The organism is Pseudonocardia sp. CA-142604 (assembly GCF_050948475.1).
Taxonomy (GTDB): Bacteria; Actinomycetota; Actinomycetes; order Mycobacteriales; family Pseudonocardiaceae; genus Pseudonocardia; species Pseudonocardia alaniniphila.
Window position 1 is genome coordinate 9,028,477 of sequence record NZ_CP192045.1, and the last position, 18,628, is coordinate 9,047,104.

At 71.6% G+C, this 18,628-nt stretch carries 23 protein-coding genes and 3 tRNA genes; 11 read left to right on the plus strand and 15 right to left on the minus strand.

Features of this window, described 5'->3' with window-relative positions; all coding sequences use genetic code 11:
- Positions 1 to 14: 14 nt before the first annotated feature.
- Positions 15 to 90, minus strand: a tRNA-Trp gene (locus ACQPZQ_RS41025).
- A 160-nt stretch (positions 91 to 250) separates the two neighbouring features.
- Here ACQPZQ_RS41025 and ACQPZQ_RS41030 point away from each other — a divergent pair.
- Positions 251 to 1,471 (plus strand): pyridoxal phosphate-dependent aminotransferase, encoded by a 1,221-nt coding sequence (locus ACQPZQ_RS41030; RefSeq protein ID WP_433289873.1) that lies wholly within the window; start codon positions 251 to 253, stop codon positions 1,469 to 1,471.
- A 25-nt stretch (positions 1,472 to 1,496) separates the two neighbouring features.
- Here ACQPZQ_RS41030 and ACQPZQ_RS41035 read toward each other — a convergent pair whose 3' ends face one another.
- From ACQPZQ_RS41035 to rpmG (ACQPZQ_RS41085), 11 genes are all read right to left on the minus strand, one after another.
- Positions 1,497 to 1,766 (minus strand): hypothetical protein, encoded by a 270-nt coding sequence (locus ACQPZQ_RS41035; protein ID WP_433289874.1) that lies wholly within the window; start codon positions 1,764 to 1,766, stop codon positions 1,497 to 1,499.
- Positions 1,759 to 2,049 (minus strand): DUF6400 family protein, encoded by a 291-nt coding sequence (locus ACQPZQ_RS41040; RefSeq protein WP_433289875.1) that lies wholly within the window; start codon positions 2,047 to 2,049, stop codon positions 1,759 to 1,761. The genes ACQPZQ_RS41035 and ACQPZQ_RS41040 overlap by 8 nt, the downstream gene beginning before the upstream one ends.
- A gap of 71 nt (positions 2,050 to 2,120) precedes the next feature.
- Positions 2,121 to 2,558, minus strand: coding sequence for a MaoC/PaaZ C-terminal domain-containing protein (locus tag ACQPZQ_RS41045; protein WP_433289876.1), 438 nt, complete (start codon positions 2,556 to 2,558; stop codon positions 2,121 to 2,123).
- Positions 2,555 to 3,001 carry an FAS1-like dehydratase domain-containing protein gene (locus tag ACQPZQ_RS41050; protein ID WP_433289878.1) on the minus strand — a complete coding sequence of 149 codons (447 nt, stop codon included), beginning with the start codon at positions 2,999 to 3,001 and terminating at the stop codon, positions 2,555 to 2,557. Before ACQPZQ_RS41050 ends, ACQPZQ_RS41045 begins: the two co-directional genes overlap by 4 nt.
- A 2-nt stretch (positions 3,002 to 3,003) precedes the next feature.
- Positions 3,004 to 3,171 carry a 50S ribosomal protein L33 gene (rpmG, locus tag ACQPZQ_RS41055; RefSeq protein ID WP_241037302.1) on the minus strand — a complete coding sequence of 56 codons (168 nt, stop codon included), beginning with the start codon at positions 3,169 to 3,171 and terminating at the stop codon, positions 3,004 to 3,006.
- Between the two features lie 34 nt (positions 3,172 to 3,205).
- Positions 3,206 to 3,278, minus strand: a tRNA-Met gene (locus ACQPZQ_RS41060).
- 28 nt (positions 3,279 to 3,306) lie between these two features.
- Positions 3,307 to 3,379 (minus strand) — tRNA-Thr (locus ACQPZQ_RS41065).
- A gap of 81 nt (positions 3,380 to 3,460) precedes the next feature.
- Positions 3,461 to 3,766, minus strand: a complete 306-nt coding sequence (rpsN, locus tag ACQPZQ_RS41070) for a 30S ribosomal protein S14 (RefSeq protein ID WP_433289879.1) — start codon at positions 3,764 to 3,766, stop codon at positions 3,461 to 3,463.
- Positions 3,766 to 4,002: a 50S ribosomal protein L28 gene (gene rpmB, locus ACQPZQ_RS41075; RefSeq protein ID WP_433289880.1), complete on the minus strand. Its 237-nt coding sequence runs from the start codon at positions 4,000 to 4,002 to the stop codon at positions 3,766 to 3,768. The genes rpsN and rpmB overlap by 1 nt, the downstream gene beginning before the upstream one ends.
- Positions 4,003 to 4,007: 5 nt before the next feature.
- Positions 4,008 to 4,247: a 30S ribosomal protein S18 gene (rpsR, locus tag ACQPZQ_RS41080; RefSeq protein WP_433289881.1), complete on the minus strand. Its 240-nt coding sequence runs from the start codon at positions 4,245 to 4,247 to the stop codon at positions 4,008 to 4,010.
- A gap of 1 nt (position 4,248) precedes the next feature.
- Complete coding sequence (rpmG, locus tag ACQPZQ_RS41085; protein ID WP_433289883.1) at positions 4,249 to 4,413, minus strand: 50S ribosomal protein L33; 165 nt, start codon at positions 4,411 to 4,413, stop codon at positions 4,249 to 4,251.
- 90 nt (positions 4,414 to 4,503) lie between these two features.
- Between rpmG (ACQPZQ_RS41085) and mrf the strand changes: the two genes are divergently transcribed.
- The 7 genes from mrf to ACQPZQ_RS41120 all read left to right on the plus strand — a co-directional run bounded on the left by mrf (position 4,504) and on the right by ACQPZQ_RS41120 (position 12,854).
- Positions 4,504 to 5,727 (plus strand): ribosome hibernation factor-recruiting GTPase MRF, encoded by a 1,224-nt coding sequence (gene mrf / locus ACQPZQ_RS41090; protein ID WP_433289885.1) that lies wholly within the window; start codon positions 4,504 to 4,506, stop codon positions 5,725 to 5,727.
- Positions 5,727 to 5,894 carry a 50S ribosomal protein L32 gene (gene rpmF / locus ACQPZQ_RS41095; protein WP_433289886.1) on the plus strand — a complete coding sequence of 56 codons (168 nt, stop codon included), beginning with the start codon at positions 5,727 to 5,729 and terminating at the stop codon, positions 5,892 to 5,894. The genes mrf and rpmF overlap by 1 nt, the downstream gene beginning before the upstream one ends.
- A 100-nt stretch (positions 5,895 to 5,994) precedes the next feature.
- Entirely contained in the window at positions 5,995 to 6,243 is a 249-nt protein-coding gene (locus tag ACQPZQ_RS41100) for a hypothetical protein (protein ID WP_433289888.1), read from the plus strand.
- Positions 6,240 to 9,305 (plus strand): helix-turn-helix transcriptional regulator, encoded by a 3,066-nt coding sequence (locus tag ACQPZQ_RS41105; protein WP_433289889.1) that lies wholly within the window; start codon positions 6,240 to 6,242, stop codon positions 9,303 to 9,305. The genes ACQPZQ_RS41100 and ACQPZQ_RS41105 overlap by 4 nt, the downstream gene beginning before the upstream one ends.
- Positions 9,306 to 9,369: 64 nt before the next feature.
- Positions 9,370 to 10,659, plus strand: a complete 1,290-nt coding sequence (locus ACQPZQ_RS41110) for a cytochrome P450 (protein ID WP_433289891.1) — start codon at positions 9,370 to 9,372, stop codon at positions 10,657 to 10,659.
- Entirely contained in the window at positions 10,656 to 12,350 is a 1,695-nt protein-coding gene (locus ACQPZQ_RS41115; RefSeq protein WP_433289892.1) for a class I adenylate-forming enzyme family protein, read from the plus strand. Before ACQPZQ_RS41110 ends, ACQPZQ_RS41115 begins: the two co-directional genes overlap by 4 nt.
- A gap of 249 nt (positions 12,351 to 12,599) precedes the next feature.
- The gene (locus ACQPZQ_RS41120; protein WP_433289894.1) at positions 12,600 to 12,854 is read left to right on the plus strand and encodes a hypothetical protein; all 255 of its coding nucleotides are present in this window, start codon (positions 12,600 to 12,602) and stop codon (positions 12,852 to 12,854) included.
- A 6-nt stretch (positions 12,855 to 12,860) separates the two neighbouring features.
- Here the strand turns inward: ACQPZQ_RS41120 and ACQPZQ_RS41125 are convergent, their stop codons facing one another.
- The gene (locus ACQPZQ_RS41125; RefSeq protein ID WP_241037276.1) at positions 12,861 to 13,076 is read right to left on the minus strand and encodes a hypothetical protein; all 216 of its coding nucleotides are present in this window, start codon (positions 13,074 to 13,076) and stop codon (positions 12,861 to 12,863) included.
- A 278-nt stretch (positions 13,077 to 13,354) separates the two neighbouring features.
- Between ACQPZQ_RS41125 and tenA the strand changes: the two genes are divergently transcribed.
- A complete protein-coding gene (gene tenA / locus ACQPZQ_RS41130; RefSeq protein WP_433289896.1) occupies positions 13,355 to 14,038 on the plus strand; it encodes a thiaminase II in 684 nt (227 codons plus the stop codon).
- Positions 14,039 to 14,042: 4 nt separating this feature from the next.
- On the opposite strand, the gene ACQPZQ_RS41135 is transcribed toward tenA, so the two are convergent.
- Positions 14,043 to 14,438 (minus strand): phage holin family protein, encoded by a 396-nt coding sequence (locus ACQPZQ_RS41135; protein ID WP_433289897.1) that lies wholly within the window; start codon positions 14,436 to 14,438, stop codon positions 14,043 to 14,045.
- 6 nt (positions 14,439 to 14,444) lie between these two features.
- Positions 14,445 to 15,677 carry a serine hydrolase domain-containing protein gene (locus ACQPZQ_RS41140; protein ID WP_433289898.1) on the minus strand — a complete coding sequence of 411 codons (1,233 nt, stop codon included), beginning with the start codon at positions 15,675 to 15,677 and terminating at the stop codon, positions 14,445 to 14,447.
- Between the two features lie 171 nt (positions 15,678 to 15,848).
- On the opposite strand from ACQPZQ_RS41140, the gene ACQPZQ_RS41145 reads away from it, so the two are divergent.
- Positions 15,849 to 16,835, plus strand: coding sequence for a patatin-like phospholipase family protein (locus ACQPZQ_RS41145; protein WP_433289899.1), 987 nt, complete (start codon positions 15,849 to 15,851; stop codon positions 16,833 to 16,835).
- 57 nt (positions 16,836 to 16,892) lie between these two features.
- On the plus strand, positions 16,893 to 18,608 hold the full coding sequence (locus tag ACQPZQ_RS41150; protein ID WP_433289900.1) for an FAD-binding dehydrogenase: 1,716 nt from the start codon (positions 16,893 to 16,895) through the stop codon (positions 18,606 to 18,608).
- Positions 18,609 to 18,628 lie beyond the last annotated feature (20 nt).

The following is an 18,628-nucleotide window of genomic DNA, read 5'->3' on the forward strand; positions in this document are numbered from 1 at the left end:
CAGCATTCCTACAGTGGCAGGGGCGACAGGACTTGAACCTGCAACCTGCGGTTTTGGAGACCGCTGCTCTGCCAATTGAGCTACACCCCTTAACCAGCTCCACACATGGGCCGTCGGCCCGTATGCGGAGGGGTGCATCGCGTGACGACGCACCCAGCAGAACGAGTGTACGGCACCCCTTCGGTGCGGCTGAAACCGCACACCCCGGGCCACCCTGGCAACCGTTCTGGTCGTGCGGAAGTATCGAACCATGGCCACTACGACCACCGCCCCTGCCCGGATCTCCGCGCGGATCGGAGGCATCGCCGAGTCCGCCACGCTGGCGGTCGATGCGAAGGCCAAGGCCCTCAAGGCGGCCGGACGCCCTGTCATCGGCTTCGGTGCGGGCGAGCCCGACTTCCCCACTCCGCCGGCTGTCGTGGCCGCGGCGCAGGCCGCCTGTGCCGACCCGCGCAACCACCGCTACACCCCTGCCTCCGGCCTTCCGGAGCTGCGTGAGGCGATCGCCGCCAAGACGCTGCGCGACTCGGGCTACGAGATCGCCCCCGCTCAGGTGCTCGTCACGAACGGCGGCAAGCAGGCTGTGTACGAGGCCTTCGCCACACTCCTCGACCCGGGCGACGAGGTGCTCCTCCCCGCGCCCTACTGGACCACCTACCCCGAGGCGATCACCCTTGCCGGCGGCGTGCCGGTCACCGTGGTCTGCGGCCCGGAGGCCGACTTCCTGCCCTCCGTCGACCAGCTCGAGGCCGCGCGCACGGCGCGCACGAAGGTGCTGCTGTGGTGCTCCCCCTCGAACCCGACGGGCGCCGTCGCGTCCCGTGAGCTCACCGAGGCCGTCGGCCGCTGGGCCGTCGAGAACGGCATCTGGGTGGTCACCGACGAGATCTACGAGCACCTCGTCTACGACGGCGCCGAGGCCCCCTCCATGCCGGTGGTCGTGCCCGAGCTGGCCGACACCTGCCTGGTACTCAACGGCGTCGCCAAGACCTACGCGATGACCGGCTGGCGGGTCGGCTGGCTCGCCGGGCCCGCCGACGTCGTGAAGGCCGCCACGAACCTGCAGTCGCACCTGTCGTCCAATGTCTGCAACGTGGCGCAGCGGGCCGCGCTGGAGGCCGTCTCGGGTCCGCTCGACGCCGTGGCGGAGATGCGGTCGGCCTTCGACCGGCGCCGCCGCACGATCGTGGAGCTGCTGCGGGCGATCCCGGGCGTGGAGTGCCCGACGCCGCGCGGCGCCTTCTACGCCTACGCGTCGGTGCAGGAGATCCTCGGCAAGGAGCTGCGGGGCGCCCGTCCGCAGACGAGCGTCGATCTCGCGGCCGCCGTGCTGGAGCACGCCGAGGTGGCGGTGGTGCCGGGTGAGGCCTTCGGCACCCCGGGCTTCTTCCGGCTCTCCTACGCGCTCGGCGACGACGACCTGCGCACCGGCGTGGAGCGGATGGGCGCGCTGCTCGCCGAGGCGAAGTAGTCCGACGCGCGGGCCGCGCGAGCGCTCAGACGATCGCGCGGCCCGGCGCCGGGAAGTCGGGCAGGGCATCGAGATCGCGCGGGCGGTCGCCGGCACCGAAACCGGTGTCGTGCCACCACCGGTGCCAGCAGCCGGGGCATTGCACGAACAGCCGCCTGCCCTCCACGGCAAGCAGGAAGCGCCAGTGCACCTCGCAAGTGCCGCCGGCGGCGCAGCTCGGGCATCCGTCCTGGTCGGCGCAGCGCGGGCACGCCGTCCAGACGCGGCGGCCGATGTCCGCCTGGGCGTCACGCATCGAGCGCTCCGCTGTCGTCGAGTCCGGCGTCGAGCACCCCGGCCTCGACCAGCAGCCGGTACGTCGCCTGCTGCTCGGCATCCAGACCGCTGTAGAGCATGCGGTGGGCCTGCGCCTCCGACTCCAGCACAGCCAGGACGTCCAGGTCCGGCGAGGCCGCGAGCACCGCGGCGAGCCTGCGCTGCTCATGCGCACCGAGGTCGAACGAGTGGGTGGCTCGGCCGGCGTCTGCGGGGAGGAGGTGGACGCGCTCGGTCCCGCCGCCGTCGTTCATCGGATTCATCGATTCCACGGGTACGCCGCGGCGAGCCCGTTCCCCAGGATTCGGGAGTTACCTCACGACTGTGGGGCGGATCACTTCTGTGGAAGACGGACCTCTGCGACGGCCCGGCTCAGCACGGTGCGGCCCTCGAACCGGGCCGTGACGGCGACGCGGGCGACACGGCAGCCGTCGTCGCCGGTCGTGACCTCGGAGACCGAGCCGGACAGCTCGACGAGAGCGCCCTCGTCGTCGTCGGGCACGACCACGGGCCGGGTGAAGCGCACGCCGTAGCTGAAGACCGCGCCCGGATCGCCCACCCACTCGGTGACCACCCTGCTGGCCAGCGCCATGGTCAGCATCCCGTGGGCGATCACGCCGGGCAGCCCGACGCTGCCGGCTACGCGGTCGCTCCAGTGGATCGGGTTGAAGTCGCCGGACGCCCCGGCGTAGCGCACGAGGTCGGCGCGGGTGACCCGCACCGACAGCGGCGGTAGCTCGTCGCCGACGGAGACATCGCTCAGGTCGCTCACGATCCGGCCGCCTGCGTGACGAGCAGCGCGTTGGTGGTGGCCACCGGGGCGCCTTCGAGATCGGCGACCTCGCATCGCAACTTCAGCATGTGGCTACCGCCGCGCGTGGTGAGGTCCTCGACATGGATGGTGGTGACGAGGTCGTCGCCGCCGTGGATCGGACGATGCAGCGTGATCGACTGGTCGCCGTGCACCATGCGCGAGTAGTCCCAGCCGAAGGCGGGGTCACGAAGGAACGCCTCGATCGCGGGCATCGTGAAGGTGACGGGGAACGTCGGCGGGGCGACCAGGTCGGGATATCCGGCTGCCTGCGCGGCCTGGAGGTCGTGACACACAGAAGCGCCCTCGCCTATGGCGAGGGCGAACTCCCTGATCTTCTCCCGGCCGACGCGGTACGGAGCCCCTGGGGCCAGCGCCCGCCCGACGAAAGACTCGTCCGGCACGCTCAGCGCGTCTCGCGGTGCTCGCGGTGGACGCCGCAGTTCGGGCAGAACTTCTTGATGCTGAGCCGGTCGGGGTCGTTCCGCCGGTTCTTCTTGGTGATGTAGTTGCGGTGCTTGCACTGCTCGCACGCCAGCGTGATCTTCGGCCGTACGTCGGTGGCCTTGGCCATCGCGGGTGCCTCCTGCGTTCCTCTTGTCGGTCTGTAGCGGTGGCCGGACTTGAACCGGCGACACAGCGATTATGAGCCGCTTGCTCTACCGACTGAGCTACACCGCTTCGCGAAGCTGGTCACACCAGCTCGCCGAGCCCCTTTACGGAATCGAACCGTAGACCTTCTCCTTACCATGGAGACGCTCTGCCGACTGAGCTAAAGGGGCGGCACACCGCGCGGTTGGTCACTCCGAACGGCCGCGGACAATGCTACACACCGCCTCCGCGACCCCGGAAAGGGGTTCCCGTCACCAGCTGGACTTGCGAACCCCCGGCAGGCTGCCGTCGTGCGCGAGCTCGCGCATCCGCACCCGGGACACCCCGAACTTGCGCAGGAAGCCCCGCGGCCGCCCGTCAACGGAGTCACGGTTGCGCACCCGCGTGGCGCTCGCGTCGCGCGGCTGCCGGTCGAGCTCCCGCTGGGCCGCGGCACGCTCGGCGTCCGGGGTGCCCGGCCTGACGATGATCGCCTTGAGCTCGGCACGGCGCGCCGCGTGCCGGGCGACGATCTCCTTGCGGCGCTCGTTGCGAGCGATCTTGGCCTTGGTCGCCATCAGACCTTCTCCCCCCGCGCCCTGATCCTCGCCACCGCCGCCTCGACGCCGATGCGGTCGACCGTCCTGATGGCGTCGGTCGAGAGCTTCAGCCGGACGAACCGGTTCTCGGCGGCGAACCAGTAGCGCTTGCTCTGGATGTTCGGATCCCACCGGCGCGGGGTGCGCCGGTGGGAGTGGGAGACCGAGTTGCCGAACCCGGGTTCACGACCGGTCAGCTGGCAGCGTCGCGACACGGCCGTCACCCGCGCCCTGAGTTGGGGTACGGCAGCAGGGCCATCTCGCGCGCGTTGCGGATCGCGACGGCGACCTGCCGCTGCTGCTGCGGCGTCAGGCCGGTCACCCGCCGGGCACGGATCTTGCCTCGGTCGGAGATGAACGTGCGCAGCAGCGCCGTGTCCTTCCAGTCGACCTCCGTCACCTTCTTCGCGTGCAGCGGGTTCACCTTGCGCCTGGGCGGGCGCTGCGATCGGACGGCCACCTCAGCGCTCCTCGCGGAACTCGACGTGCCGCCGCACGGCCGGGTCGTACTTGCGCAGCACCAGCCGGTCCGGGTCGTTCCGCCGGTTCTTGCGCGTGACGTACGTGGTGCCGGTGCCAGCGGTCGACCGCATCTTCACGACCGGCCGGAGCTCGTTGCGGGCCATGCCCACCCCTTTCAGTAAACGACATTCATTTTCATCTAAGCTAACGCTAGCGCACCGCCGAACATGCCCACCGACCGGAGGAGGAAGCCCGTGACACGACCAGAGCTCCTGGTGCTCGCCGGACTGCACACATCAGGGGTCGACGCCGTGATCGCACGGATCCGCGTCCTCGACCCCACCGTCGCCGTCCTGCATCACGACCTGCGCGACGTCGGCTCGGGGGTCGTCCACCGGCGGCTGCGCGCCGGCGACACGGACGTGAGCACCGAGCTCGAGCTCGTCCACGGCTGCCTGTCGTGCACCGTGCGCGAGGATCTGCTGCGCGTTCTGGCCGGACCGGCCCGCCGGGTCGTGCTGCACCTCGATCCGGCGCTCGAGCCCGAGCACGTCTGCTGGTCGCTGCTGCACGTGGCCGACGGGGGCACGATCGCCGACGCCCCCGATCTGCTGGGCGTCGTCACGTGCATCGACAGCGGCAACTGGCTCGCCGACGCCACGGGCGACGACGGGCTCGCCGAGCGCGGGATGAGCGAGCTGCCCGACGACGAGCGGACCGTCGCGCAGGTGGCGGTCGGGCAGGCCGAGTTCGCCGACCTGCTCGTGCACACCGGTACCGCGGACGCGTGGACGCTGGCGAGGACCGAAGCCGTGCTGGCCCGGCTCGCCCCGGCAGCTCCGCGGTTGCGGCTGGCCGACCTCGACGAGCGGGTGTTCCTGACCGGAGCGGTCCGGCCTGCGCGCCGCGGCCGCCCCGACGACGTCCACGCGCCGCTGCTGCGCGGGCACCCGCCGCTCTCCCGCGACTGCGGGGTGCAGTTGCTGCTCTTCAGCGCGCGCAGACCGTTCCACCCCGAGCGGCTCCACAAGGCGATGGACGTGCTGCTCGACGGGGTCGTCCGCACGCGGGGCCGCGTCTGGCTCGCGACCCGGCCGGAGGCGGTGTTGTGGCTGGAGTCGGCCGGTGGCGGGCTCCAGCTGGGGTACGCCGGTGAGTGGCTGGCCGCGGCCGACGCCACCGCGTGGGAGAAGGCGCCACCCGAGCGCACGGCCCTGGCGTCGCTGGCCTGGGATCCGCAGTTCGGCGACCGCGCCCAGGACGTGGTGGCGATCACGTACGACGCCGACCACGCGGAGATCGCCGCCGCGCTGAACGCGGCACTCCTCACCGACGCGGAACTGGCGGCGGGCGAGGAGGGGTGGCGGGCGTTCCCCGACCCGTTCGCCTGGTGGGACACCGCAGCGGGCGCACCCGCCTGCTCGGCCCCTGCCGAACTGATCGCCTCGTCCGCACACGGGGAGAAGGAGGAGTCCTGATGGCCGTGCCCAAGCGCCGTACATCACGGTCGAACACACGCAGCCGCCGCGCACAGTGGAAGCTGCAGCCGCCCGACCTGGTGCCGATCACCGTGGCGGGGCGCCGGATGCTGGTGCCGCGCCGACTGGTGCGGGCCTACCAGCGCGGCCTGCTCCCGCCCGGGTAAGGGCCCCGGCCGCCTTACCCCGGCGCTCCTCACCAGTAGGGGCCCACGACGACGTGATCGTCCGATGTCCGGGTAGGGGCCTCAGCCCGATGCTCGATGCATGCTCATCAACCTGTCCCACAGCCTCGCCGACGCCGACCACCACCGCCGCACCCTGCTCGCCGACGCCGAGAACTTCCGGCTCGCCAAGCTGGCCAAGGCCGCTCGGCGCCGGGCCGCGGCGGCCGTGCCGCCTCCGGTCGAACCACCACGCCCACCCGAGCCGGAGGCGGCGGCCGATGATCGCGCTGAGCCGAATCGTGCACACGGCAATGAAGGCGCAAACCGTCGGTACTCCATGTCACGATGACCGGCGTGGCGCGGCTGGGGGTCGGGATCGGGCTGGTGGGGCGAAGGCCCGAGATCTCGGCACTCGCCGCCGCGCTCGACCGTGCCGCCGCCGGCCGGCCCACTGGCGTGCTGTTGTCGGGGGACGCCGGAGTGGGCAAGTCGCGGCTGGTGGCGGAGACGGTCGAGCGCGCCGCGGCAGCCGGGTTCACGGTGCTGCTCGGCCGTTGCATCGACACTGCCGAGTCCGCCCTGCCCTACCTGCCGTTCACCGAGATCGTCGGGGCGCTCGCCACCGCACGTCCCGAGCTGGTCACCGACCATCCGGCCATGCGCCACCTGCTGCCCGGCGGCTACCCGCGCGGCGCGCAGAACGGCGAGGACCGCGATCTGGGCCAGCTGCGGGTGTTCGACGCCGTTCTCTCCGCGCTCGACGGCCTCACCGCCACCAGCCCGGCCCTGCTCGTGGTGGAGGACCTCCACTGGGCCGACCGCTCCAGCCGCGATCTGCTGGTCTTCCTGCTGTCGCGGCTCACCGGCCAACGGCTGGTCGTGCTGGCCACCTACCGCACGGATGATCTCCACCGGCGCCACCCGCTGCGTCCCGTGCTGTCGGAGCTCGTGCGCCTGCCGGCGGTGGAGCGGGTGGACGTCGCCCCGCTCGGCCCGGAGCAGGCGCTCGAGCTGGTGCGGCTGCTCGCCGACGGGAGCCTGTCCGAGCCGATGCTCCACCGGGTCGCCCGCCGGTGCGAGGGCAACGCGTTCTTCGCCGAGGAGCTCGTCACCGCGTGTTCCGACGGGCTGCCCCACGGGCTCGCCGAGGTGCTGCTGGCACGTGTCGAAGGCCTCGCCCCCACCACCCAGCGTGTTCTGCGCGTCGCGTCCGTCGCGGGGCGGCGGGTCGACCACGGCCGCCTCTCCGCGGTGTCCGGACTCGCCGTCGACGAGCTGGAACAGGCACTGCGCGAGGCCGTGGCCCACCACGTGCTGGTGGCAGGCGGCGAATCCGACGGGATCACCACCGACGACGCCTACGTCTTCCGCCACGCCCTGCTGCGCGAGGCGATCTACCACGAGCTGCTGCCCGGCGAGCGCAGCCGGCTCCACGCCGCCTACGCCGGGCTGCTCGCCGAGGCCGACGCTCCCCAGCGGGCCGCCGCGCCCGGCCACGCCGCCGAGCTCGCCCACCACGCGATGGCGGGCCACGATCTTCCACTCGCGCTCGCCGCGTCCGTACAGGCGGCCAACGAGGCCAACGACCGCGAGGCACCGGCCGAGGTGCTGCTCCACGCGGAGCGCGCGATGGAGCTCTGGCCCGTCGTGCCCGACGCCGAGACGGTGGCCGGGATCGACGAGGGCACGGTCACCCGCTGGGCCGCGGGGGCTGCGAGCGCCACCGGCGACCCGGACCGGGGCATCGCGCTCGGGAGGCGGGCGCTCGAACTCGCCGAGCAGCGCGGCGATCCGAAGCTCACCTCGGCGATCGCCCGGCGTTACGCCTGGCGCCTGCTCGATCTGAGTGGCCGTGAGCACGAGGCGCTCGAGGTGGCGAGGCACGCCCTCGAGCTCGTGGCCGATCTGCCACCGTCCAGCACACTGGCCTGGGCGCACGCGGTACTGGCCCGGGTGCTGGGCAGGCTCGACCACCTCGCGGAGGCCCGAGAGCAGGCGGAATCGGCTCTCGAGGTCGCCCGCGGAAGACCCGCTGATGACGTCATGGCCGCCGGTGCCACCGCCGACGCGCTCGTCACGCTCGCGGTGTGCGCGGAGTACGGCGGCGACCCGGAGCGGGCCCGCCGGCTGCTCGGCGAAGCGAAGCCTCTTGCCCGACGTTCCGCCAACCTCGGAGTGGAGCTGCGCGCGTACTACGCGCTGGGCATCTCGTTGCTCGACGAGGGGCGGCTCGCCGAGGCGGGCGACGAGTTCGCCGCGGGCGAGGAGCGTGCCGCCGCCACCGGCACCACGTGGGGCGGCTACGGGTTGGAGCTGCGGGTTGCCCACGTCATCGCCCGGTTCCAGCGCGGCGACTGGGATGCGGCGGAGGCCGCAGCGGAGCTCGCCGGGGAGTCGGTGTCAGCCACGGTCGCGAGCAGGCTCGCAGCTGCGGGGCTGCTCACCGCCGTGGCCCGGGGCCGCTTCGAGTCCGCCGGCAGGCGGCTGGCGGAGCTGCGCGACTCCTCTCCGGTCGACGAGCAGGTGATCATGCTCGTCGGCCAGACGGGGGCGGAAGCCGCGCTCTGGCAGGGGCGGCCGGCAGAGGCGGCGGAGCTCGTCACGGAGGCGCTCACCGGGCTTCAGAGCGGTCCCTCCTCCGCCCAGCTCGCCCCGCACCTCGGCGGCATCATGCTGGCCACGCTCGGAGTGGCGGCGCAGGCCGAGATCGCCGCCTCCGGCGAGATGCCCGCCGATGAGGTGGCCGCAGCCGCACGCGCGCTGCTGGCCACCGCTGAACACACGGCGGCCAACGGCCTGCCGCGGGCAGGCACCCTCGGCCCCGAGGGCAGGGCATGGCTGTGCCGGGCGCGGGCCGAGTTCACCAGGGTCATCGGGCCACCCGATCCTTCGGCGTGGAGCAGCCTGGTCAGCGCCTTCTCCTACGAGACGTGCACGCCGCACGGTGAGCCCTCCGCCGACGAGGTCCACGGCTATCGACAGGCGTATGCGCTGCTGCGCCGGGCCGAGGCCACTCTCGCCACGGGGGCACCGCACGGTGAGGTGGCGCCCGACCTGCGTGCCGCGCTGGCTGCCGCCGAACGGCTCGCCGCCAGGCCGCTGGCCACGGCCGTCCGCGAGCTCGCCGCCCGCGCCGGCGTCCGGCTGGACGCCCCCGACGCAAGTCCCGCGTCCGTCGATCCCGACCCCCTCACGCCGCGGGAGCGGGCCGTGCTCGGGCTGGTCGCGGCCGGGCGCACCAATCGGCAGGCCGGCGCCGAGCTCTTCATCAGTGAGAAGACGGTGAGCGTCCACCTGTCCCGCGTGATGGCCAAGCTCGGAGCGAGCAGTCGCACGGAGGCAGTCAGCGTCGCGTATGCGCGTGGCCTGCTGGCACCCGCAGACCGCGAGATGGCGCGGGTGGACCCTTGAGCCGATGTTGACGATCTCTAGGGTGTGGGTGATCGCGCTCACCCATCCGTGAGGAGGCTCAGCGTTGGCACCCACGAGCACTGCCGCCGAGGGCAGCACCTGGACCGGACGCCCCGACCTGTCCGACATCTCGGGCTTCTGGACACTGCCGGTCGCGGAGCGGGCCGCGGCCTTCGCCGCGCTCCGTGAGCAGGAGCCGATCGCGTTCTATCAGGAGCCACAGCAGGCGTACCTTCCACGCGGAGCAGGCTTCTGGGCCGTCACGCGGCTCGACGACCTCCTGACGGCCAGCCGTACTCCGGGCCTGTTCACGTCGGGCAAGGGCTCCACGTCGATCGCCGACTTCCCGCCCGAGTTCATCGAGTTCTTCGGGTCGATGATCGGCATGGACGACCCCCGCCACGCCCGACTACGGCGGATCGTCTCCCGCGGGTTCACGCCCAAGCGGCTCGGCGCCCTCACCGACGACGTGCAGCGCACGGCGCGCACCATCGTCGACGACGTGATCGACGCAGGCGAGTGCGACGCCGTCACGGCGATCTCCGCTCGGCTGCCCCTGAAGATCGTCTGCGACATGATGGGCGTGCCGGAGAGCCAGTACGAGTTCGTCTACCACCGGTCGAACATCATCCTGGGCGCCGGCGACCCCGACTACGTCCCCGACGCCGACAACATCGTCACCGCGATCCTGACGGCCGGCGGAGAGTTGGCCGAGCTGATGCGCGACCTGGGCAGGCTGCGCACCGAGAAGCCCACCGACGACGTCACGTCCGCGCTGGTCAACGCCGAGATCGACGGCGAGCGGCTCACGCCCGACGAGCTCGCGTCCTTCTTCATCCTCCTGGTCGTGGCGGGCAACGAGACCACCCGCAACGCCATCAGCTGGGGTCTGCACCTGCTCACCGAGAATCCCGACCAGCGCGCCGCGTGGCTCGCCGACATCGACGGCGTCACCCCCACCGCGGTGGAGGAGATCGTGCGGTGGGCGTCTCCGGTGATCTTCATGCGCCGTACCGTGGCCTCCGACACGGTGCTCGGCGGCCAGGCGATGAGCAAGGGTGACAAGGTGGTGCTCTTCTACTGGGCGGCCAACCGCGACCCTGCGCACTTCGCCGATCCGGACGTGTTCGACGTCCGACGCTCGCCCAACCCGCACGTCGGGTTCGGCGGCCCCGGTCCGCACTTCTGCCTGGGTGCCCACCTGGCACGCCGGGAGATGTCGGTGATGTTCCGCGAGCTGCTCACCCGGGTTCCCGACATCCACGCCACCGCCCAGCCGGATCGCCTGCAGTCGATGTTCATCAACGGCATCAAGCGGCTGCCGGTCGCGTTCACGCCCGGTGGCGTCCGATGACGGAAGCCGCTCTCGATCCCACCCCCGCCACGCTGGACTACCCGGAGGTGCCGGTCGGGGCGGTGCTCGCCGGCTCCGCGCGTCGCTTCGGTGATCGCACCGCCGTGCACTTCGTCGGCCGCGAGCTGTCGTTCGCCCAGCTCTACGAGCGGGCCTGCGCGTTCGCCAACGCGCTGCGCGCGGCCGGGGTGGGCCGGGGCGACGTGGTCGCCATCCATCTCCCCAACTGCCCGCAGTACCCCATCGCCTACTACGGCATCCTGCTGGCCGGGGCCACGTTCTCGCCCACGAACCCCCTGCTCCCGCCTGCCGACCTCGCGGCCCAGCTGGCCGACTGCGGTGCGGTGGCGGCGGTGACATGGGCGCCTGCCGCTCCGGCGCTGGCCGCGGTGCAGGCACACACCGCGGTCCGGCTCGTCCTCATCACCGATCGCGAACAGGCGATCGACCCCACCCACCGCGTGTCGCTCGACGCCGTCGCCGCTGCGCAGGACTTCGAGGCCTTCCACGCCGATGCGCCCACCACCGATCCCGGCGTGCCGATCGACATCCACCACGACCTGGCCCACATCGCCTACACCGGCGGCACCACGGGCCGGTCGAAGGGCGTGCAGCTGCCGCACCGCAACGTGGTGGTCAACTCGCTGCAGTACGCCTGCCGCGGCAGCGGCTCGCTACCTGCCCTGGACGAGCTCGGCGGCGTCGTGCTCGACCAGCAGGCACCGGCCGAGGAGTACCCGGTGCGCCTGGGCACCGGCACCGGCATCAACCTCACGCCCTGGTTCCACGCCATGGGCACGATCGGCGGTCTCAACGTCCCGCTGCTGAGCGGCAGCACCACCGTGCTGCACGAGCGCTTCGACCCGGGCGCCTACCTCGCCGACGCCGAGCGGTTCCGCATCACGGGCATGGGCGGTGCTCCGCCGCTGTTCGGCGCCCTGCTGCGCCATCCCGAATTCGCCACGCGCGACCTGTCCTCCGTCCGCGGCCTCTCCTCCGGAGCCGCGCCGCTCCCGGTCGAGATGATCCAGGCGTTGCAGCGCCGGTTCGGCGACGACGTCGTGATCTGCGAGGGCTACGGGCTCACCGAGGTGACGATGGGCGCCACGATCGGGCCCGGCTGGCGGTCGGGCGTACGCAAGGTCGGCACCGTCGGCACGCCGGTGGCCGACACCGAGATCCGCATCGTCGACCCCGCGGGCGCCGACGTCGCGCCGCTTCCCACGGGCGAGGCGGGCGAGGTGTGCATCCGGGGCCCGCAGGTGATGATCGGCTACAAGGACAGGCCGGAGGAGAACGCCACCGCGCTCGTGGACGGCTGGCTGCGCACCGGCGACATCGGTGTGCTCGACGAGGACGGCTACCTGTCGATCGTCGACCGTAAGAAGGACATGCTGCTCTACAAGGGCTACAACGTGTACCCGCGGGAGCTGGAGGAGCTCCTCTTCATGCAGAACGGCGTGGTGGGCGCCGCGGTGGTCGGGCGACCCGACCCGCTGGTCGGTGAGCTGCCGGTCGCCTTCGTCGTGGCCCCCGGGCTGGACGACGACGGCGCCGCCGCACTCATGAACGCCGTCAACGAGCAGGTGCTGCCGTACAAGCGGCTCCGCGAGGTGCACCTCGTGGACGAGATCCCGGTGTCAGCGGCGGGCAAGGTGCTCAAGCGGGAGCTGCGCGACCGGCTCCACTGAAGCACCCGCGAGTGCAGCAGGGCCACTCTCACTCGCTGTGGTCACAGCGGAGTGGCACTACTGCAACCCGGGGTGAGCAGCAGCGCAGCGCCACTGACGAGTGACCCGTCGTTAACGGATGGCCCGCCAGCAGCGATGTCCCGTTCGTACGGACACCCGGCATGCGCGCACCGGACCGGACACCCGACCGCCACCGCAACAGCGGCCTGGCGGTCGTCACCTGTCCCTGCTCACGAAGCCGGTGGTCGCATGCCCGTTGCATCCTCCGACGACGGCGGCGGCGCCACCGTCGGGCCGCGCCCCCTCCCGGGCGAGCCGGGTGGCAGGCACCGCCGGAAGCTCACGCCGCTGGCGTGTGCCCTCGACGTGATCGGGCGCGTGGGCACGCTCGTGATGCTCACGGCATTGCTCGTGGTGGCGGCCACCGCCGGCGCGCTGGTCGACGGAATCCCGGCCGGGGCGAACGCGACCGTCACGGCCACGTACGACCGGAGCGGGCCCTGACCTTGATCAGGCCGCCTCGGTCTGGGTGATCGGGGACTGGAGCACATGGTCGACCAGGCGCATCACGAGCTGGCTACCGCCTAGCCGGTATCCGAACTCCTCCCACGTGAGCAACTCACGCGAGAGCAGCTCGCCGACCGGGCCGGGGTAGAGCCGAGTGGCACGGAATGCGGCAGCACGCAGCCGCATCTTGTCGTGGTGATCCATGGGAACGGGGACCATGCTGTGCTCTCCTCCGGGGATAAGTGCGGTCCGGCGCGCTCTCAGCGCTGAGTCGCCACCCGGTAAGGCAACCATGGTGGAACCCGCCCGGTCGATCGAAACTGAAGAGTGACTGACATCTCACGTCGCGACGAACCTCGGGTGTCCGGAAGGTGACTCGGCGTCCCGTGGTGTGTGCCACATCCGTGCGCTGAAGCCTGAGGTTGAGGTGTCCCCAGCATCGCGGCGTCGAAACGAGTTGTTCCGCACCACTCGTCTACGCCCGTAGCGTGATCCGCATGACCCCGACCCGCTCCGCCGAGCGCACTCGCGACGTGCTCTGGTCCGACATCGAGGACATCTACGCCGCGATCCTCGCCCACCCGTTCATCGCGGGGCTGACGGACGGCACCCTTCCCCGGGAGTCGTTCCGCCACTACATCGTGCAGGACGCGCACTACCTCCGTGGCTACGCGAAGGCCCTCGCGGTGTGCGCGGCCAAGGCACCCGACGAGGACGGCACCGTGATGTTCGCCTCGCACGCCGCCGCGGCGATCGCCGCCGAGCGGGACCTGCACGCGGCCCTCATGGGCGAGATGGGCACCACGTCCGAGGAGGCGGCGCTCGAGCCGATCGCCCCCACGACGCAGGCGTACGTGAGCTACATGATGGCGTCGGCTCTCGGCGGGTCGTTCGCCGAGGCGGTGGGCGCGGTCCTGCCGTGCTACTGGATCTACGCGCGGGTCGGGGAGGAACTGCTGGCGCGCAGCTCCCCCGACCCGCTGTACGCCCGTTGGATCGCGATGTACGGCAGCGAGGACTTCCAGGCCGTCGTCGACTCGGTGCTGGCGCTCACCGACCGCATCGGGGAGGGGATGTCCGAGGGCGAGCGCACCCGCATGCGCCGGCACTTCCACACGACGTCGCGCTACGAGTGGATGTTCTGGGACGCCGGCTACCGCCGCGAGACGTGGCCGGTGTAGCGCTCTACCGGTGGTCCAGGCGGTCGGGGATGAGGAAGTGGAGGACGAACCCGACCACCGCCACCACGATGGCACCGACGAACGCGGCGCCGAACCCCTCGACGCGGAACGGCACCCCGAGCCCCTCGGCGATGTAGCCGACCAGCATGAAGAGCAGCGCGTTGACCACGAGCCCGATCAGACCGAGGGTGAGCACGTAGAACGGGCAGCCCACCACCTTGATCAGGGGCTTCAGCACCGCGTTGATGAGCCCGAAGATCAGGGCGACGACAACCAGGGTGCCGGCCCGGCTGCTGCTGGTGCCGGCGGTGTTGTCGATCCCCGGCACGATCAGCGTGGCCACCCACAAGCTGACGGCGATCACGATCACGCGGATCGTGAGTGCTAGCGCGTTCGACATGGGCAATCAGTCCAGAAGGGCCTGGTTGATCAGCGTGCGGAGCTGAGGGCGGATCGGGTAGGTGCTCGACGGCATGAGTTGGGTGAAGAACAACGCCGTGACGTCGGCGGCAGGGTCGACCCAGAAGGCCGTGCTCGCCAGGCCGCCCCACGCGTACTCGCCGTCGTGGGTGATCGCCTTACCCTGCGCCGCGTCGACGACCACGGAGAAACCGAGGCCGAAGCCGACGCCTCGGTACGGCGACTCCGAGAACATCGGCCGTCCCACCTGGTCGAGGTCGGCGCCGCCGGGCAGGTGGTTGCGCGCCATGTACGCCACGGTGTGCGGGCCGAGCAACCGGTTGCCGTCGAGCTCGCCACCGCGCGCCAACATCTGGGTGAAGCGGTGGTAGTCGGCGGCGGTGGAGACGAGCCCGCCTCCGCCGGAGAGGAACGTCGGCGTCCGCGTCGCGTTGTCGCCCATCGCCGAGTTGCGAGTCAGCCCACCCGCGGGGTTGGGCACGTACAGGGCGGCGAGCCGGTCGAGGTCCTCCGGCGCCACCGAGAAGGCCGTGTCCTGCATGCCGAGCGGAGCGAAGATCTCCTCGGCGAAGAACGCGTCCAGCGACTTCCCCGAAGCCACCTCGACCACACGGCCGAGCACGTCGGTGGCCACCGAGTAGTTCCACTCGGTGCCGGGCTGGAACAACAGCGGCAGGCCGGCCCACACCTCGCACGCACCGGCGAGGTCCATCCCGCGCGGGGCTCCGAACTCGAAGCCCTTCGCCCGGTACATCTCGTCGACGGCGTGGGCGTGGTGCCAGCCGTAGGTCAGCCCGGAGGTGTGGGTGAGCAGGTGCCAGACCCGAACCGGCTCGGTGGCGGCCACGGTGCCGGGGTTGGCAGCCGAGCCGCTCACGTAGACGCGCGCATCGGCGAAGGCCGGGATATAGCGCGAGACGGGGTCGGTGAGCTCGATCGCTCCCCGCTCCACCAGCATCAGCGCCGCGACGGACGTGATGGGCTTGGTCATCGAGTAGATGCGCCACATCGTGTCGTCGGCGACGGGCCGCTGCGCCTCGATGTCGGCCAGACCGTAGTGGCTCAGATGCACCACCCGGCCACGCCGCGCGAAGGCGATCGTCCAGCCCGCAAGTCGTCCGTCATCGACATAACGCCGAAAGTGCGAGTCGACGCGCTGAAGGCGCGTCCCGTCGATCCCGACCTCGCCCGGCTCCGTGTCCACCTTGAGCTGCGCCACGTGGCCGACACTACATGCGCGTGATCTCCCAGTGCCGAGTCTCGTTCCCGCGAAGCCCGTACGGCAAAGCGGTCAACCGATGTAACCCAGTCGTGCGAACGACGTCCCACTCTCGTGCGGTACCCGCTCGTAAGTATCTGCGTACGGAATGTGACGAGGAATGCTCGAAGAGTGACCACGCACCCGATACCGATCCTCGGCGCCCCGCCTTCGCCCCGCGGCGACGGCGAGGTACTCCGCGTGCTTCAGCGCCGCGCTGCCAGGGGCAGCCGGGCTGACGGGAACAGGGTCGCGCTCGTCATCAGCGGCGGCGGCATGCGGGCCGCCTACGCCGGCGGCATGGCCCATGCGCTCGAGGACGCGGGGCTCGGGGACTGCTTCGACGTCATCTACGGCAGCTCGGCCGGCGCCTACATCGGCGCCTCGCTGCTGCTGGGTTGCGGCCACGGTGCGGGACACATCTTCTTCGAGGACCTGGCCTGCCGTGCGTTCATCGACCCCCGCCGGCTCGGCACCCGTCGTCCGGTGGTGTCGCTGAACCACCTGATCGACCACGTCCTCGTGCACTCCAAACCGATGGACTGGGAGCGGCTCGCCGCGTCCCCTGTACCGCTGCGGGTGGTGGCGACCGCGGCCGACGACCTGCGGCCTTACGCGCTCAATCCCGCGACACCACAGGAGTGGAAGGTGGCGCTGCGGGCGACGGCGGCGATTCCGCTGCTCGCCGGGCCGCCCGTCGAATTCCACGGTCGCCGCTGGATGGACGGCTCGGTCGCGGAGCCTGTGCCGGTGCTCCGCGCGCTGCGAGACGGCGCCACCCACGTGCTCGTGCTGCTCAACCGCACCGGCACCGAGCTGCGCCGGCCCTATCCCGATGCGGGACCGGGGCGGTGGGCCCGCACGCTGGACCGGCTCGCGCCGGGCCTCGGGCAGATCACCCAGGAGAGCCTGCGCCACGGCCCCGCCCTCGCCGTCCTCGACGACGTCACCCATCCGTCGCGGGGCGACGCGCACCTGTTGGCGCTGACCCCCGAGCACGACCTCGACGTCCACGGACTGACGATCGACGTGCCGCGGGTGGCAGGGGCGGCCGCAGCCGGGTACGCAACGGTCGCCGCGACCCTGGCCCGGATGCGGATACCCGCTCAGAGATCCTGAGCGGGCGATCGCTGCGGCAATCTTGACCCGATCCGCCTGCGCCAGGAGTGTTGCCGCGTGGACGCGGATGTCGCTGATGTCATCGTGGTCGGAGCGGGCCTCACGGGTCTCGTCGCCACCGCCGAACTGGCCGATGCAGGCAAGCGGGTGGTGCTGCTCGACCAGGAACCCGAGACGGGGCTCGGCGGGCAGGCGTTCTGGTCGTTCGGTGGCCTGTTCCTCGTCGACTCCCCCGAGCAGCGCCGGATGGGCATCAACGACTCGTTCGACCTCGCGATGCAGGATTGGCTGGGCACAGCGGGATTCGACCGCGGCGTCGACGACCCGGCGGGCGAGGACTTCTGGGCCCGTCAATGGGCCACCGCCTACGTGGACTTCGCCGCCGGGGAGAAGCGGTCCTGGCTGCACGCGCAGGGGGTGCGCTGGTTCCCCATCGTGGGCTGGGCCGAGCGAGGTGGCTACCTGGCCGACGGGCACGGCAACTCCGTGCCGCGCTTCCACATCACGTGGGGCACCGGCCCGGGTGTGGTGGCCCCGTTCGAGCGCCGGGTGCGCGAGGCGGTGGCAAAGGGGCTCGTCGAGCTGCGCTTCCGGCACCGGGTGGACGGCCTGACCGTCACCGACGGCGTGGTCGACGGAGTGCGCGGCGCCGTCCTCGAACCGAGCACCGCCGCGCGGGGAACGGCCAGTTCTCGCACCGAGGTCGGCGAGTTCGAACTGCACGCGCAGGCCGTGATCGTGACCTCGGGCGGGATCGGTGCCGACCACGATCTCGTGCGCGCCTACTGGCCGTCCCGGCTGGGTCCGGCGCCGCGGCACATGATCTCCGGCGTGCCCGAGCACGTCGACGGCCGGATGCTCGCGATCAGCGAGCGCGCGGGTGCCCGGCTCGTGAACCGCGACCGGATGTGGCACTACACGGAGGGCGTCCACAACTGGGACCCGATCTGGGCGCGGCACGGGATCCGCATCCTTGCGGGGCCCTCGTCGCTCTGGTTCGACGCGCGGGGCCGGCGCTTCCCCGCTCCGAACTTCCCCAGCTTCGACACCCTCGGCACGCTCAAGGCGATCACCGACACCGGTTACGACCATTCCTGGCTGGTGCTCACCCAGAAGATCATCGAGAAGGAGTTCGCTCTCTCGGGCTCGGAGCAGAACCCCGACCTGACCGCGAAGGACATCAGGGCGACGCTGGGCAGAATCCGGCCGGGGGCGCCGGCGCCGGTCGAGGCGTTCAAGAACAAGGGTGTCGACTTCGTCGTCGCCGACACGCTCGCCGAGCTCGTTGCGGGAATGAACAAGCTCGGAGCGATCCGCGACCCGGGAGAGACCGCGGACCTCGACACCGGTGGGCCGCTGATCGACCTCGCCGACCTGGAACGGCAGATCGTCGCCCGGGACCGAGAGATCGACAACCCCTTCACGAAGGACATGCAACTCGCCGCCATCCATGCCGCCCGCCGCTACCGCGGCGACCGGCTGTCCCGGATCGCGACGCCGCACAAGATCCTCGACCCGGCGAACGGTCCGCTGATCGCCGTGCGCCTCGCCATCCTCACCCGCAAGACGCTGGGCGGGGTGCAGACGGACCTGGCGGGCCGGGTGCTGGGCACCGGCGGCGAGCCCGTGCCCGGCTTGTACGCCGCGGGGGAGGTCGCCGGGTTCGGCGGCGGCGGGGTGCACGGATACCGGTCGCTGGAGGGGACGTTCCTCGGCGGGTGCCTGTTCTCGGGCCGCCAGGCCGGTCGTGCGGCCGCGATCTCGACCGGCTGACCGCCGAACTCCCCCGGGCG